Here is a 15,835-nt window from a genome sequence, read left to right as displayed (position 1 = left end):
AAATTTATAATAAATATTTTTATAAAATAATTATGATTGCAAAGTACAGTTTTGAGTTAATATATGGTTAACTCAAATATTTATAAGAATAAATTAATTTTAGATAACCTTTTTTCGAAAAGCTACAAAAAATGGGTAAGGTACTGATAGCCGAGAAAATAATATTCACTTTGCTTAAACGATTTAATTAATTTTTAAATCATTTTGGAAAATTGGGAATCTCAAAAACACCTTTGATTGAACAAAGATTTTTTCTAAATAAAAAATCCCCAAACTTTTCAATTTGAGGATTAATTAAAGACTTTATTTTTTCTAAAATTATACTTTTCCTAAAGTATATAATTGTTCCATTGTTGGACTGGCACTTCCGCCTTCGGGTTCCAGTGTAATACCAAAAGCTTCTGCATAAACAGTCTGATCTACAGCAAATATTTTTTGGTTATTACTGTCAAAATTACTCAGTAAACCAATACTAGTTGGTGTTAGTACCGGGCTTAATTTAAGCGCCCAAACCTGATAAACCTTTCCTTTTGGAGGTTTTGGCAGACCGGCAGCGTCAATATAGGTAGTTTTTGTGTCTTTATTCCAATATACTTTTGCAAAAGATGTTGGAGAAACAGCCTGACCTCCTAATGTTACTCCTGTGTTTTTAATATCTCTAACGATTGTCAGATTTTTTTCGGTTTCTTTATTTTGTTTATCTAAATAAGCAAATTCCCGTTCAATTTTGTTTTTTTCATTGCCAACAGTTGCAATAACGCCCTTAGTTTTTGTCAGCTCTAAAGTCTGATAACCTAATCCTAACAATAATAATACTGCTGCAGCCCAGCCGATATATTGTGTTCGGCTTGAAGTTGGCTTGATTTCGACAACTTTACCATGTTTCAATTCTAATCGGGCTTTTATTTTTTCAAAATTCGCTACCGAATGGAAAGGTGAAAAACTGGATGACAAGGCTACTATAGCTTTTTCAATCGAAATAATTTCGTTATCAACTTCGGTATTATTCTTTGCCATTTCGGCTATTTCCAGATTTTCAGTTTCGGTCAATAAACCATATACATAAAGTTCCAGAATTCCTGATTCTATATATTCTTGTGCTTCCATTATATTTTTAGATAATTACGTAAATCATTAATACAGTTTCTGTTTTGTGTTTTGATAGTTCCCAGTGGCATTGCCAATTCTTCTGAAGCTTCTTGCTGGGTATATCCTTTAAAGAACAACAAATCAATAATCTCAATGCATTTTGGTTTTAGTTTTTTTACAAATTCCTGAATTCCAATAATGTCAATTTTATTATTGATTTTGTTATTGTCGTCTAACAGATGTACGAAATTATCTGAGGAAAGGTTTTTTTGTGAGTTATTAAAATTTTTAGACCTGAGTTTGTCGATAGCAGTATTTCGGGCAATGTTAAGAATCCAGGTGTAAAAACGCCCTTTTCCTTCATTATAAGTATCTATGTTTTTCCAGATTTTTACAAAAACTTCCTGCAAAACATCTTCGGCTTCTTCACGGTTTTTTATTAAAACGTTGATGACCGAAAACAAACTTTTCGAATACATATCATACAAGTGGGTAAAAGCCCTTTCGTCTTTCTTGTAGATTAAAGCTAATAATTCTTCCTGACTCATAAAATTTAGATTTAAAGTTTTAACAAAGTTTAATTTACTTTTTACTGACTCATTATAAAGATAATTTATTTTTTCTGTTATTTTTTATTTTTTTTATCGCTTAAAAGCCCTGTGAAATAAGGGATATTGAAAAAAACGAGATTTTTTTTACTTTTTTTAAAACCAAAAACAAACCTTTTACGTAAATGCTATTACAACATAGATTTTAATATTGACCTTAATAGCAGACTAAATTAATTGAATGCAAAAAAAACTGTGGAGGAATATAAAATTGTTTCAATAAATATATTTTATACCTATAAGTTTTAAAAGATTTTATTTTAAGCAATAAAGCCTTAGTTGATGTCTTCGGACTCCAATGAAAAGTTATAATAATGAATAAGGCATGTGTTGATAAATTGGGTATTTGCCAAATACCACTTATGTAAATCACCTGAATACAAATGTCTCAGTTATAATAATTTTTAACATCCGAAGCATCAACTATAAGAAAGTTTATAAAATTAAAAAAAATAAAAATTTTGGGGACGGGAGCAGAACAGTTCAGTTTAATGAGTAGTGCTGGACTGTTTAGTCTTCCGTAATTAAGAATATTTATTATGTACTTAGTAATAATAAATTTAATTTCATGGTTTGATTTGTTTGTAAGTAAAGCCTAACGCCTGATTAACGTTAGGCTTTACTTTTTTAATCTTTCTACATTAAAAAATGAATATTAGGGTTCTTGATTTCAGTTAGAATTGATTAATTTTATAAAAAAATAAGTGATGAATAAAATAGCATTTTTAGTTTGTAGTGCAGTCTTTTTAATAGCAGCACAAGTTCAGGCTCAAACAAGTATCAAAAAACCTAACACAGAAAAAGTTATGGGAAAACAAACCATTTATCAATTTAAAGTACAGGATTTATCAGGTGATACTTTTGATTTTTCTTCTCTAAAAGGAAAAAAAATCATGATTGTAAACACGGCTTCAAAATGTGGATTGACTCCTCAATATAAAGAATTAGAAGCTTTGTATAAAGAATATCAATCCAAAGGTTTTGTAATTGTAGGTTTTCCTGCTAATAATTTTGCTTCTCAGGAGCCGGGAACAAACAAGGAAATCGCAGCTTTTTGCCAGCAAAATTATGGTGTAACTTTTCCAATGATGGATAAAGTTTCTGTAAAAGGTGATGATATGTGTGAAATTTATAAATTCCTGACACATAAATCACAAAACGGCCTGCAGGATTCTGAAGTAGAGTGGAACTTTCAGAAATATTTAATAAACGAAAAAGGTGAATTGGTAAAAGTGATTAAACCAAGAACGTTGCCTACAGATCCTGAAATCGTGAATTGGATAAAAGGATAATATTTAAGGAAAAATAATTTGAAATGAGATTTTTAGGAAACTGAAAATCTCATTTTTCGTTTTTGAAAATAGAAGCAACAGCTGCTTCGTAATTTCGAAAGCTTTTGGCTTTTTTTATTAGTTTCAATACTTTATGCGGATTTGAAAAAGTTTCGGCAAAATATTCCCATAAATGATACATCTTCAATAGAATATGGGTTTGTCCGGATAATGATTCACCGTAAATAGCATATAGTGTATCATGAAACTCACTGAATAATTCCATTTTGTTTTGAGGATATTCAAATGTGTTATTTTTGATCATACCAGGTAAAAAAGGATCAGAAATCAAACCACGCCCTATCATCCAATAATCTATGGTTGGAAAACGTTCCTGCATTTCATGAAATTTTGCTACAGAAGTAATATCTCCGTTATAATACAATTTATGCTTTGTATTGTCGATACATTGCTGAAATGCATCCAGATGTACACCACCTCTATATAATTGTTTGCCAATTCGTGCATGAATAGCAATATTCTTAATTGGATAAGTGTCTAAAATTGGCAAGACATCCAGAATTTCTTCCGTTGTATCATATCCTAAACGCATTTTCATGGATACAATAATATCAGTTTCTGAGTGTGCTCTGTCTAGAATATGATTGATCTGGTCTGTATTTTTAATTAAACCCGAACCCATTCCTGATTTGGTGACCATTGGGTAGGGACAGCCCAAATTCCAGTTTAACTCTTTATAACCTAATTCGCGGACATATTTTGCTACAAATAAAAATTCATCTGCATCATTTGTTATTACCTGCGGAATTACCTCTAAACCAATATTGTTTTCGGGAAGTAGATCTCTTTCATAAGATGATTTTATAACCAACTTTCCATTCAGACGAATATAAGGAGAGTAAAAAGTATCAATTCCACCAAAAATTTTGTTTTGGGCATTTCTGAAACGAAAATCGGTAAATCCTTGTAAAGGCGAAGAGAGCAGGGTAAAGTCCATAATATTTGCAAAGGTGCGAAGATACTATTTGTTAAGCGTTTATTATTTATTTAAAAATTGAAATTAATTATTCTAAAATTAATTGCATAAAAACAAGGTCAAGCCAATGATCAAATTTATAACCGACTTCACGAATTGTTCCGGTAGTGACAAATCCGAATCTTTCATGAAAAGCAATGCTTCCGGCGTTGTCTGCATCTATAGCCCCAATCATAACGTGATAACCTTGTTTTTTCGCCAGGCTGATTAATTCAGTTAAGAGTTTTGAACCGATACCTTTTCCAATTACATGATCTACTACATAAACAGAATGTTCTACTGTATATTGATACCCAATTTTTTCGCGGAATTGCCCATAACTTCCAAAACCTACAACTTCTCCGTCTAAATCAGCTACAATAACAGGGAGATTTTTAACCAGTTTGTCTTCAAACCATTTAGTCTGGACTTCAATAGTCTGAATGTCATAACTATAATTTGCTGTGGTATGTAAAATCGAATGATTAACAATTTCAAGAATTTTTTCTAAATCTTTGTTTTCTGCAGGTCTAAGTTTCAGGTTCATTTTTTAGTGTAGTTTATTTTGCGTTTAATTCTGTCAGTAGAGTGTCAACATCCTTGGTATTCCAGCCCATTTCTTTACCAATTGCTTTGGCGTCTTTTGCATATTTCAAAGCTGATTTTTTGTCTTTAATTTTATTATAAAGTTGGGCGGCCAGTAGATTTCCATCGTATGAATTATTTAATTCTAAAGAATGTTTGATCCACAAAATAGATTTCTTAAGACTTTCAGTATCACTAATATGTTTTAAATAGGTTTGACCGATTTCTTTTAGGAAACTGGTATCATTCCAAACCAGTTTTTCAGTATTTTCAAGAGTTGTTTTTTTATAAAAATCCCAGTTATTTGTGCGTTCAGCAAGTGTTACGTCAAATTTAAAAACTAATGAATCTGTTTTTTGAAGACGGATTGATTTTGCAACCTCTCTTTGTTTGTAGTAGTTTATGGTATCTAAATTATCTACAAGAGGGCGAAGCAGTTCGTTTACAATATTTTCATTTTTTTTATCAATACGATTTTGAGATGCTACTGCAGCAAATTCTTTCTGATGTTTTAAAACATACTGAAATTCACGTGAATTAATATCTGTAACACCATTTGCAATAGCGCGCCAGTTTGTTTCACTTATCAATTGCTGATCAGATTGGGTATTAAGGTAAATATGAGTTGGAGCAGACAATTCTGTTCTTTCTTTCCCTTTTTTTAATGTATTCAGATAAGTAAAGAACTTTGTTGAATTGCCTGAGTCAGCCAAGAACTCTTTTTCTAAATATGGCAGCTGAAATTTAGGATTCAAAGCATAATTTGCTTCGGCTAAAAATTCAGGTGTTTTCATTTCGCCTTTTAATGCATATAAAAGTGTTTCATTAGAATTTAAAAACAAAAAAGCAGGAAGAGATTTGGTACTGAATTTATTTTTAAGAGCACTACCTTCTTCTTTTTCGATGTTTTTCCAGATGCATATGTAATTTTTATTTAAAAAGTTCATAACATTCGAATCGCTGAAAACTTCTTTTTTCATCTGATTGCAATGTGGACACCAGTCAGCGTATAGCATAACAAAAATTGGTTTGTTCTCTTTTTTAGCATTTTCTAAAGCAATTTTATAGGATAGCCCATCAGTATTAAATTGATTTTGAGCAGTTATAACCTGTAGAGAAACAAAAAGAAAAAGTAGATATAAGAAACGCATAAAGTGTTTATTTTAACAGAGAAAATTCAATTTTACAAATATATTCCGTTTTTCTAAAAACAGTCTTAATATCTTGCTAAGATATAAGTTAAATCAGGCGTTAAGTTTGTAACTTTGTGTTCAGAAAAAAGAAAATTTCAGTAGTTGGTTTTCTTAAATAATAATATGTCATTAGAATGATTTACCCCAAAATACCGCTTGCTCAAAGTATTATCGAAATTTGTTCAGCAAAAGGAATCCATAATATCATAATTTCTCCGGGATCCCGAAATGCTCCTTTAACAATTGGTTTTGCACAAAATGATGCTTTTAAATGCTACAGTATAGCAGATGAGCGTTGTGCTGCATTTTTTGCATTGGGAATTGCCCAGCAAACTAAAAAACCAACGGCAATTGTCTGTACTTCAGGATCTGCATTATTAAATTATTATCCGGCCATAGCCGAAGCATTTTACAGCCAGATTCCGCTAATTGTAATTTCGGCAGACCGCCCGCAAAGTAAGATTGATGTTGGTGATGGACAGACAATCCGTCAACAAAATGTTTTTCAGAATCATTCGGTTTTCAATGCCAATTTAACAGAAGAAGCTTCTAAGGAAAATGATTTAAAAATAAACGAAGCCATAGAAACAGCCATTCTTCAAAAAGGACCTGTTCATATCAATGCTCCTTTTGAAGAACCTTTATATGAAACAACAGAAACGCTTTCTGTTAACCCGAAAATTATCAGTTTAGAAAAAATTGCAGAGACAAAAACAATCGAAAATATTGATGAATTTGTTTCTGTATGGAACACCGCTAAACGAAAACTTATTTTAGTTGGTGTAAATGAAGCAGACTTAATTGATGAAGAAATAATAGAAAATCTGGCAAAAGACCCGTCTGTAGTGGTGCTTACAGAAACGACTTCTAATTTGTATCATCCTAATTTTGTTAATAGTATCGATACTTTAATTACACCTTTTGATGATGCTGATTTTAAGGAGTTTGAACCTGAAATTTTAGTGACTTTCGGTGGAATGGTAGTGTCAAAACGTATTAAAGCTTTTTTACGAAAATACAAGCCGCAACACCATTGGCATATAGATACTTTACGTGCCTACGATACATTTAATGCATTGACAAAACATATTTTAATGCAGCCAAATAATTTCTTCAAAGATTTATTTTCTAAAACTATTTTGACAGAAAGTGATTATTTTGAGCAAATTAATGCCATTTATAAGCAGCGAAAAATTAAAAAGAAAAAGTATTTAGATAAAATTCCGTTTTCCGACTTTAAAGTATTCGAAAAGGTAATTGAATCTTTGCCAAAAAACAGTCAACTTCAGATAAGTAACAGTTCTGCCATTCGGTATGCACAATTAATTGATATAGATTCGTCTATAGAAGTTTTTTGCAACAGAGGAACCAGCGGAATTGATGGTAGTACATCGACAGCAGTAGGAGCAGCGGTGGGAAGTTCAAAACAAACTGTTTTTATTACCGGTGATATTAGTTTTCTATACGATAGCAATGCTTTGTGGAACGCTTATATTCCTAAAAACTTCAAAATTATCCTTATCAATAATGGAGGAGGGGGTATTTTCAGGATTTTACCGGGTCATGAAGAAAAACCTGTTTTTAATATTTATTTCGAAACTTCACATCAGTTAACGGCAGAACATCTGGCAAAAATGTATCAAATAAATTATTTTACAGCCACAGATGCAGCTTCATTAGAGAAAAATATAAAATCTTTATATGCAGCTAATGATGCTCCGGGCATATTAGAAATCTTTACCCCAACTGCTGAAAATGATGTTATCCTTAAACAGTTTTTTAAAGAACTGATTTAAGTTTATATAAAAATAATTTATAGTGTTTAGTCAGGAATAACTTTTTTGGCTAAACACTTTCAAACTTCGTACCTTTGCAGCTTAAAGACTTAGTTGTTTAGCACTCAAAATATATGATTGAAATAGGAAAATATAATACACTTACCATTTTACGTGATACCAAAGTTGGTTTATTTTTAGGAAATCCTGAAAAAGACCCTGAAGGAATTCATGATGTTCTATTACCTAATAAATATGTTCCGAATGAATTTGAAATAGGAGAGGAACTTGTCGTTTTTATATATCTGGACCATGAACAGCGCCCGGTTGCTACTACGCTTGAACCGTATATTTTACTAAATGAATTTGCTCTTTTAAGAGTGAATTATATCAATCAGGTGGGGGCTTTTATGGATTGGGGAATGGAAAAGGATATTCTGGTTCCTTTTAAAGAGCAGGCTCGTCCAATGGAAAAGGGAAAACGTTATCTGGTTTATCTTTATATGGATGAAAAGACAAAACGTTTAGTAGCTTCCAGCAAAACCAATCAGTTTTTGAGTAATGATAACTTGACGGTTGAAAAAGGAGAAGAAGTTGATTTGATCGTTTCGCATATTACTGAAATAGGAATCAATGTTATCATCAATGAACAACACAAAGGATTGTTGTATAAAGATGAAGTATATGATGATTCGATAAGAACCGGTGATAGAATGCGCGGTTACATCAAAAACATTCGTCCTGATCATAAAATAGATGTTGCTTTACAAATTCAGGGATACCAAAGTATTGAACCAAATGCAGAGAAAATTTTAGATGAATTAAGAGCTAGCCGTGGTTTTTTACGTTTAAATGACAATTCGCATCCTGAAGACATTAAGACAGTTTTGAAAATGAGTAAAAAAACGTTCAAAAAAGCAATTGGAGCTTTATACAAAGAAAAACTCATCGAAATAAAAGAGGATGGAATTTATTTGGTAAAAGAATAAGTTAACTCCATAAAAAAAGCTCAAAAGTCATATTAACTTTTGAGCTTTTTTTATTTTTTTCGGTGTTTCCACCTTTTGTGCGTCCATAAATAATATTCAGGTGCCTCATAAATTTGTTTTTCGACTTCTTTTATATACATTTCTGTAATTTTAAAATCTTCAAAATCTTTTGGGTTGTCGGCAAGAGAAAGAAAAGTAGCTTCATAATAACCTCTCTTTACTTTTTTTACTTTAACCATTATGACGCTTAAATCATATTTTTTAGCAAGCATTTCAGCACCGGTATGAACAGGAACTTCAATTCCCATAAAATCATTTGAATGAAAAATGCGGTCCAGTTTAGGAGACTGATCACTTGCTAATCCGTATAAACTCAATTTTCCTTCACGCTGATTTTGTGCCATCAGCGGAATTGCATTTTTTGTTGGAATCAATTCGGTATTGTATTTTGAACGGATTTTTCGAACCAGTTTATCAAAATAAGGATTGGCAAGTTTTTTATAAACAGCAATTCCCTGGAAACCAATTTTTGGATTAATTGTCAAAAGCCATTCGTAACTTGCATAATGAGAAGCTACCAATATAACGCTTTTCCCTTTTTTTGCATAATCTAATATCAGGTCAACATTAGTGACATGAAATCTTTTTTCCATCTCCTCAGACGAAATACTCATTGTTTTGATCATTTCTAAAAACATGTCGCACATATGCTGATAAAATTTCTTTTCAATCTTTTTTCTTTCAGCATCATTCAAATGAGGCAAGGCTAGAGCCAGATTCTCGCGTACTACTTTTTTTCTATAGCCAATAATATAATACACCAGAAAATAGACACAATCTGAAAACCAGTAAAATATTCTAAAAGGGAGTATGGAAATAAGCCAGAGAAAAGGGAAGGCTAAAATATAAACAAGAAATTGCATGTAAATTTTTTTCACAAATATAAAGTAAAAATGAATAGCCTGTGATATTTTGGCTTGTTGCTAACTTCTGTTTAAGAATGATTATATTTACATTTCACAATAAATATTTTTTATGAATACCATTTTAGTCGGAATTATAGTTGCCAATGTCCTTGTAAGTTACAAAGGTTTTAATGATTATGCTTTTTTCAGAAAATACGAATTTCATGTCGGAAGTATTCGCTCGGGTGAGCAGTTAAGGATGCTTACATCCGGATTTTTGCATGTTGATATGATGCACTTAATTTTTAATATGCTGACTCTTTGGTTTTTTGCTCCAACAGTTATTGCTTATTTAGGAAATTTTTCATTCATTTTAGTTTATTTTGGAAGTTTGATTTTCGGAAGTTTACTTACTATGATATTTCATAAAAACGATTATAGTTACAGAGCTGTTGGCGCTTCAGGAGCTGTAACAGGAGTTTTGTATTCGGCTATTTTGCTTCAACCAAATTCAAGTGTAGATTTATATTTTATTATAAGGATGCCAGCTTATGTTTTCGGAATAGCATATTTACTATATTCTATTTATGGTATGAAAGCCAAGAATGACAATATTGGTCATACGGCGCATTTTGGAGGAGCTGTAGGAGGGTATTTGATTACTTTGATAAAAGAGCCGTCATTGATGGCAGATCATAGTTTGATGACAATTTTACTCGCAATTCCTATTTTGATACTTTTTGTAATGGCGAAATTAGGCAAATTGTAATGCTGGCATAACTTTTGGAATGCCCTTATCAATAATTTAAAATATAACAAAAATGAAAAAACTAGTATTATTTTTAACAATCATGTTTATGACTATGTCTTACGGCCAGGAAAACAAACAAATTCCTCTTATCAATGTTAATGGGGAAGGAAAAGTAAAAGTAGCACCAGATCAGGTTTGTATTTCGGCTACGATTGAAACTAAAGGAAATAATGCTAAGGACGTCAAAAAACAAAATGACGAAAAAATGGACGCCGTCTTGAAATTCATTAAAAAGATGAATATTCCAACAGCTGATTTTAAAACCAAACAAGTTGCGCTTAATCCGCAATATGATTACGAAAAAAAGAAAACAAGCTATAATGCAGTACAGACTGTAGAAATTGTGGTAAAAGATTTGTCTAAATATGATGAATTAATGGAAGGTTTGGTTCAACAGGGAATTAACCGTATTGACCGCGTATCTTTTGAATCGTCCAAAGAATTACAATTGCAGTCAGAAGCCAGAAAATTAGCAATGAAAGATGCTAAGGCAAAAGCAGAAGATTATGTTTCTGTATTAGGCCAGAAAGTTGGAAAAGCCTTTGTTATTTCAGACAATTCACAAGTATATCACCCACAGCCAATGTACGCATCTATGAGAATGAAAGAAAGCGCAGACGCATTGGGAGCTTCAAATGAAACGCTTGCTATTGGAGAAATAGAAATTACAGCAAATGTTAGTGTGAGCTTTATTTTGGATTAAAAACTTAAAATCCCAATATCAAAAAACCCAAATTCCAAGATATTATAATTGGAATTTGGATTTTTTTAGTTTAAAAGATTTACAAATCCGGCTGAAAAACAGCTAATCGATTTTGGGATTTTACGAAGTATTTAATCTTTAATGAACTTAACTTTTTTCGCATCATTTTGTGTAAAAACTTGAATTAGATAGATTCCTTTTGACAGGGATTGAACATTGATTTTATCATCACCATTCAAAGCTTTTTCAAACAATCTTTTTCCATTTATGTCAAAAACAACAACTTTGTCAATTTCATTTTCAGTATTAAAATACAAGACATCTTTTACAGGATTTGGGTACAACGTTAATACTACATCAGATTTTTCAGTTTCATTAATAGACAAAAGAGGGTTATAAGCTCTTATAGCCAACGGAACCGGAGATTCACAACTGCCAAGAGTTTGTGTAGCATAATATATTGTATTGTTGATAATTGTAGTATTTAATGGCAGTTCATCATTATGATTAGCTGCATTTTGTGCTGTGGCATACCATTTAATATTTTGGCCATTCACAATCAATACACTCAGATTATCTCCTGAATTAAAACTCTGAACAAGATCTCCAGTTGGAGAATCTACTTCATTTTGAATGGTTAATGTTGCAATATTTGAAGTTGCTTTAGGATCACAGGATCCGGAGGCTATTAATCTATATTTATAATTGTTTAACAACGTTGTTGTTTCGTTGATAGTCAAGGTTGTTGTCGTTGCACCTGAATACGGTTCAATGTCTGATACATCGATAAAACCTGAACCCGGGTTTACCTGCCATTGATAACCTGATGCATTGCTGGCTGTAGCTGTCAAAGTGGTACTGGCTCCGTTGCATATTGTTTTGGATACTGGCTGAGCAGTAATTTTTGGAGTTGGATTTACAGTTATGGTAAATGTTTTTGAAGCACCTGAGCAAGTGCCTCCATTAGTATATTTAGGTGTAACTGTTATAGTAGCTATAATAGGCAAGGTAGTGGAATTAGTGGCTACAAAAGAGGGAATATTACCTGTACCGGAAGAAGCTAATCCAATTAATGTATTGCTATTAGTCCAGGTATAAGTAATTGGAGTGCTATAATTTAACTGTACTTTTAGGTTTTTTGGAGTGCCGCTGCAAGGGTCTCCAAAATTGGCATTAGTAGCATCAAGACTAAACGAATTTTTCCCTACAGCAGCTGCTGATACTACACTGACACTATTAGATGAATTGCATGAGCCTAAAATAAAACTGCCGCAACTGCCTGTAGCATTTCCATAACTGGCAAACGGTACATTAGTAAATATGGAACCCGAAGGCGCATTAAGACTTAGAGAGCCACCTTCATTGACATCACCGCATATTGTTCCTGTAAAAGCAGGACTGCTAAAATTAATCGTACTTACTGAAGAACCATTACAGAGCGTTTGGTTGCTTATAGCGTTAACGGCCGGTATTGGATTTACAAAAACATTGTTTGTTTGTGAAGCCGTGACAGTTCCATTACTTGCTGTTACGGTGTAAAGACCTGAATTAACAGGTGAGGCATTACTTATACTCGGATTTTTAAGTGATGAAGTGAAACCGTTAGGACCTGTCCAGTTATAGGTAACACCGCTGGTCAATCCTGCAAAATCTGAGGTTAGGTTTAATTGGCTTCCTTCACAAGGAGAATTGGCTGTCGTAAATAGTGGCAATATTTCTACTCTAAAACCCCAGGCACCATTTCCTGAATTTTGTATTTTCAAAGAAGTGATACCAGGCTGTGTAATGGTTATTGTGCCGCAGCCATTAATTAAATTCCCTCCTGATATACTGCCCTGTGTGGTTCTGCTAGTTCCATTGCACGAACTCCCATGAGAATTTGGGGATAGGTTAGAGGCCTGCAAATTATAAGGGTTACCATTTATTGAGACTGCCACATTATTTGTATACCCGGGAATGGGATCCCAATTTACACCATAAATGCGCACACCTGCAACAGGTACATCGAAAGTAAAGGTGAAATATGCATTATTCTTTTCTGTCCAGTTTACCCCCCAACAGCCTCCCAGACCAGCATCTCCAGAATAAGTAAATCCAACGTTGACATTACCTATCATATATGTTCCTATGGTGTTCCATTGCGGGAGCGCGTAATAAGGCTGAGCATGTGTTTTATGAACAAAAAGGGCAATAAATACAATTATTAAAATAAAAGAGTATTGTTTTTTCATAGAAGTATAGTCTTAGTTTTATTTGTAGGTTTAAAACTAATAACTTTGTCCCTCAATTAATAAAAGATGTTCTGAAACACCTTTTTTTTGTTCTAAATAATATTAAAATTTTTTAGAAATCTTAAAAATCCTATCTTCAATAAACAATTTATCGTTTACAATTTTTGAGATGTGATAAGGATTTACACCAACACTCCGGTTAATTCTTTTGAAATGTTTGGACGGAAAAATCTCTTCCAGATAGGTCATCGTTGTTCTCAGAATCTGATTTTTACCGGATTTTAAATGTATTTCAACATACACATGATCAGCTTCGGCAAAAAGAAAATCTTTTGCCTGAAAATAATAGATTTGCTTTCCAATCTCAATTTTAAAAATCATGTCTTCATTCGCCAAAGCGAGCTTTATCGCAGTAATCAGGTTAACGCTTTCAACAGGTTTAGAAAGATAGGCTGATGGTCTCAAATTTGTTATTTTTTCGAGAGTTCCTTTGTCGGTTAATGCAGTTGTAAAAATAAAAGGAATCGAAATATTGGTATTAATAAAATTAGCCAAATCAAGCCCCGTTTTATCTCCGGAAAGGGAAATATCTATCAGAACAAGATCAAAGGGTTTATGTGACAGCAGAATTTTGGCTTCTTCATAATCATGGGCAATTTCAGAAAAGAAATCTTTATCCAGCATTTTCTTTAATGAGAATGCTATTAAAACTTCGTCTTCTACAATCAATATTCTACTCTTATTTTCTGACATTCGGAAATATTATTTTATAGTTTGCTTTTTCTCTTGTATAACTTCCTTTTAACTGTTTAACCATTCCTTCAATAATCAAAAGTCCCAAAGAGTTGTTATTATTCTCAAAATTAAAAACCGTTCCGTTATCGGAATAATTTAATTCAACTTCATTATTTATTTTTCTAAGTTCAAGAAGTATAACAAGCTGTTCATCTTCTGGTTGGGCATGTTTTATAGAATTTGTAACCAATTCATTTATTAGTAATCCAAGAGAGAGAATTTTATCAACATTAAAATAAACCGGTTCAATATCATTTATATATCTAAATGTTCTTAATGTGCTGTTTTGATGAGATTCAATGATTTTATTGATGTAATTCGAAGCTTCAATCAAATCATTATCGTTATAATTCACACTATACGAATAAAATTCGTGGGCGATGGTTATTGTCTTAATACGCTGATGCAGATCGTCAAATATACTTTTATAATTTTCATTTTTTGCCTGATCTTTTTGAAAATCAATCAGGCTTAAAATCACTGCCAGATTGTTTTTAACCCGGTGATTCAACTCCTGAACAAGAAATTGTTTTTCTTCTACATTGGTTTTTAGGGTAATGTTATTCTCGGCGATTTTTTGTTTTTGAATCTCGATTTTTCTTTTGTTTTTAGTAATCTGCCAAGCAAAGAAAGCTAAAATCAGAACCAATATAAAAAGTGTCACATTTAAGATTCTTGTGGTTTTAATATCTTTTTTGAGTAATTGCTTTTCAGACTTTTCTTTGTCAAAATTATATTCAATTTCAAGTTCCCTGACTTTTAGGTCGCGCTGTTCGCCATTGTATTGTCGGTACAATTCTGAAGCAATTTTATAGTAATACAACGCAGAATCAGCTCTGTTTTGTTTTTCTAAAATATTGCTTTTGGTCTGAAAAACATCAGCTTTATAATTTAAAACACTTGATTTTGATGAAATAGCAATAGCCGAATCAATATAGGTATTAGCCATTTTGTATTCCCTTCCTGATAAATAAAAACAACTCAAATTGGAGTACATTGAAATAACTGCTTCGTAATGATTCAGCTGCTTGTATAAATAAAGTGCGCGATTGTAATGCCGTAATTCTGCTTCAGAATTTGTTTTTCGGTTGCCAAGTCCTAAAATCAGTTCTACAACAGGCATGTTTACTTTATCGTTAACAGATTCTGCATATTTTTTTGCCTGTAGAGCAAGCTCGTATGCCTTTTTTGAAAAGCCATTAACCCTGTAATAAGAGGATTTTCGGATAAGGAAATTAGTGTAATTTTTAATTTTAAATTCTGGGTGTTTTAAAAGTATTGCTTCGGCTTTTTTTAATTCTGAAAAGCAGGATTTATCTACATCGTTTATTTCATAAATAAGTGCCCTTTCTACATGAATTTTTAGTTTTTGCTCTTCTGTAATTCCAGGGTTATCTATCAGATTTTGAGAGAGTTTAAAGGCTTCATCATAGAGACCGAATTCGGTTAGAATTTTTGTTTTTATAACATCCAGATCGTTTTTTTTCAAATCGTCATAATGCTCTCTGTTCTTGTTAATAATGTCTAAAGCAGATTTAAAATCAGAATACACTATTTTATGTTCAAGATCTTTTTTCAACAATTGAAAAGAAATTTGACCAAAACAGAAAACCTGTATAAAAATCAGAAAAAAACTAAAATACATTCTCATTGTTTATAAAGATCGGATAAATCCACTTTAATTTATTTAGTAGATTATTGTTCATGATAATTCAAATATAGTAGTTTCACAAATCTCTAAATTAAAAAGGTTCTGAATTATTCATTTTTTGTTCTGAATTAAAGTGAATAAAACCAATTAGATTTTCTTTAAATTCCCAATATTGTAAAATCCAAATTCCAAT

General features: G+C 31.9%; 14 protein-coding genes. 5 read left to right on the top strand and 9 right to left on the bottom strand.

Features of this window, described 5'->3' with window-relative positions; all coding sequences use genetic code 11:
- Positions 1–318 precede the first annotated feature (318 nt).
- Positions 319–1,107, bottom strand: a complete 789-nt coding sequence (locus tag GWR14_RS01795) for an anti-sigma factor (RefSeq protein WP_163407234.1) — start codon at positions 1,105–1,107, stop codon at positions 319–321.
- On the bottom strand, positions 1,107–1,637 hold the full coding sequence (locus tag GWR14_RS01790) for an RNA polymerase sigma factor (protein ID WP_163407233.1): 531 nt from the start codon (positions 1,635–1,637) through the stop codon (positions 1,107–1,109). The genes GWR14_RS01795 and GWR14_RS01790 overlap by 1 nt, the downstream gene beginning before the upstream one ends.
- A 767-nt stretch (positions 1,638–2,404) precedes the next feature.
- Here GWR14_RS01790 and GWR14_RS01785 point away from each other — a divergent pair.
- On the top strand, positions 2,405–2,989 hold the full coding sequence (locus GWR14_RS01785; protein WP_163407232.1) for a glutathione peroxidase: 585 nt from the start codon (positions 2,405–2,407) through the stop codon (positions 2,987–2,989).
- A 49-nt stretch (positions 2,990–3,038) separates the two neighbouring features.
- Here the strand turns inward: GWR14_RS01785 and GWR14_RS01780 are convergent, their stop codons facing one another.
- The 3 genes from GWR14_RS01780 to GWR14_RS01770 all read right to left on the bottom strand — a co-directional run bounded on the left by GWR14_RS01780 (position 3,039) and on the right by GWR14_RS01770 (position 5,740).
- A complete protein-coding gene (locus GWR14_RS01780; protein WP_163407231.1) occupies positions 3,039–3,986 on the bottom strand; it encodes a tRNA dihydrouridine synthase in 948 nt (315 codons plus the stop codon).
- A gap of 67 nt (positions 3,987–4,053) precedes the next feature.
- Positions 4,054–4,551, bottom strand: a complete 498-nt coding sequence (locus GWR14_RS01775; protein WP_163407230.1) for a GNAT family N-acetyltransferase — start codon at positions 4,549–4,551, stop codon at positions 4,054–4,056.
- A gap of 13 nt (positions 4,552–4,564) precedes the next feature.
- Complete coding sequence (locus tag GWR14_RS01770) at positions 4,565–5,740, bottom strand: thioredoxin family protein (protein WP_163407229.1); 1,176 nt, start codon at positions 5,738–5,740, stop codon at positions 4,565–4,567.
- Between the two features lie 176 nt (positions 5,741–5,916).
- Between GWR14_RS01770 and menD the strand changes: the two genes are divergently transcribed.
- Together menD and GWR14_RS01760 are read left to right on the top strand one after the other, a co-directional pair.
- Positions 5,917–7,578 (top strand): 2-succinyl-5-enolpyruvyl-6-hydroxy-3-cyclohexene-1-carboxylic-acid synthase, encoded by a 1,662-nt coding sequence (menD, locus tag GWR14_RS01765; RefSeq protein WP_163407228.1) that lies wholly within the window; start codon positions 5,917–5,919, stop codon positions 7,576–7,578.
- Between the two features lie 113 nt (positions 7,579–7,691).
- Positions 7,692–8,546 (top strand): CvfB family protein, encoded by an 855-nt coding sequence (locus GWR14_RS01760; RefSeq protein ID WP_163407227.1) that lies wholly within the window; start codon positions 7,692–7,694, stop codon positions 8,544–8,546.
- A gap of 50 nt (positions 8,547–8,596) precedes the next feature.
- Here GWR14_RS01760 and GWR14_RS01755 read toward each other — a convergent pair whose 3' ends face one another.
- Positions 8,597–9,469: a lysophospholipid acyltransferase family protein gene (locus GWR14_RS01755; RefSeq protein WP_163407226.1), complete on the bottom strand. Its 873-nt coding sequence runs from the start codon at positions 9,467–9,469 to the stop codon at positions 8,597–8,599.
- Positions 9,470–9,581: 112 nt separating this feature from the next.
- On the opposite strand from GWR14_RS01755, the gene GWR14_RS01750 reads away from it, so the two are divergent.
- Complete coding sequence (locus tag GWR14_RS01750) at positions 9,582–10,220, top strand: rhomboid family intramembrane serine protease (protein ID WP_163407225.1); 639 nt, start codon at positions 9,582–9,584, stop codon at positions 10,218–10,220.
- A 52-nt stretch (positions 10,221–10,272) separates the two neighbouring features.
- Positions 10,273–10,965: an SIMPL domain-containing protein gene (locus GWR14_RS01745; protein WP_163407224.1), complete on the top strand. Its 693-nt coding sequence runs from the start codon at positions 10,273–10,275 to the stop codon at positions 10,963–10,965.
- Between the two features lie 131 nt (positions 10,966–11,096).
- Here the strand turns inward: GWR14_RS01745 and GWR14_RS01740 are convergent, their stop codons facing one another.
- From GWR14_RS01740 to GWR14_RS01730, 3 genes are all read right to left on the bottom strand, one after another.
- Positions 11,097–13,196 (bottom strand): T9SS type A sorting domain-containing protein, encoded by a 2,100-nt coding sequence (locus GWR14_RS01740; protein ID WP_163407223.1) that lies wholly within the window; start codon positions 13,194–13,196, stop codon positions 11,097–11,099.
- Positions 13,197–13,298: 102 nt separating this feature from the next.
- A complete protein-coding gene (locus GWR14_RS01735; RefSeq protein ID WP_163407222.1) occupies positions 13,299–13,949 on the bottom strand; it encodes a response regulator transcription factor in 651 nt (216 codons plus the stop codon).
- On the bottom strand, positions 13,936–15,570 hold the full coding sequence (locus GWR14_RS01730) for a sensor histidine kinase (protein ID WP_163407221.1): 1,635 nt from the start codon (positions 15,568–15,570) through the stop codon (positions 13,936–13,938). The genes GWR14_RS01735 and GWR14_RS01730 overlap by 14 nt, the downstream gene beginning before the upstream one ends.
- Positions 15,571–15,835 lie beyond the last annotated feature (265 nt).

This window comes from Flavobacterium ajazii (assembly GCF_010614725.1).
In the GTDB taxonomy this organism is placed as follows: Bacteria; Bacteroidota; Bacteroidia; order Flavobacteriales; family Flavobacteriaceae; genus Flavobacterium; species Flavobacterium ajazii.
The sequence above is the reverse complement of the archived record's forward strand: the minus strand, read 5'-3'. Positions and strand labels throughout refer to the sequence as shown.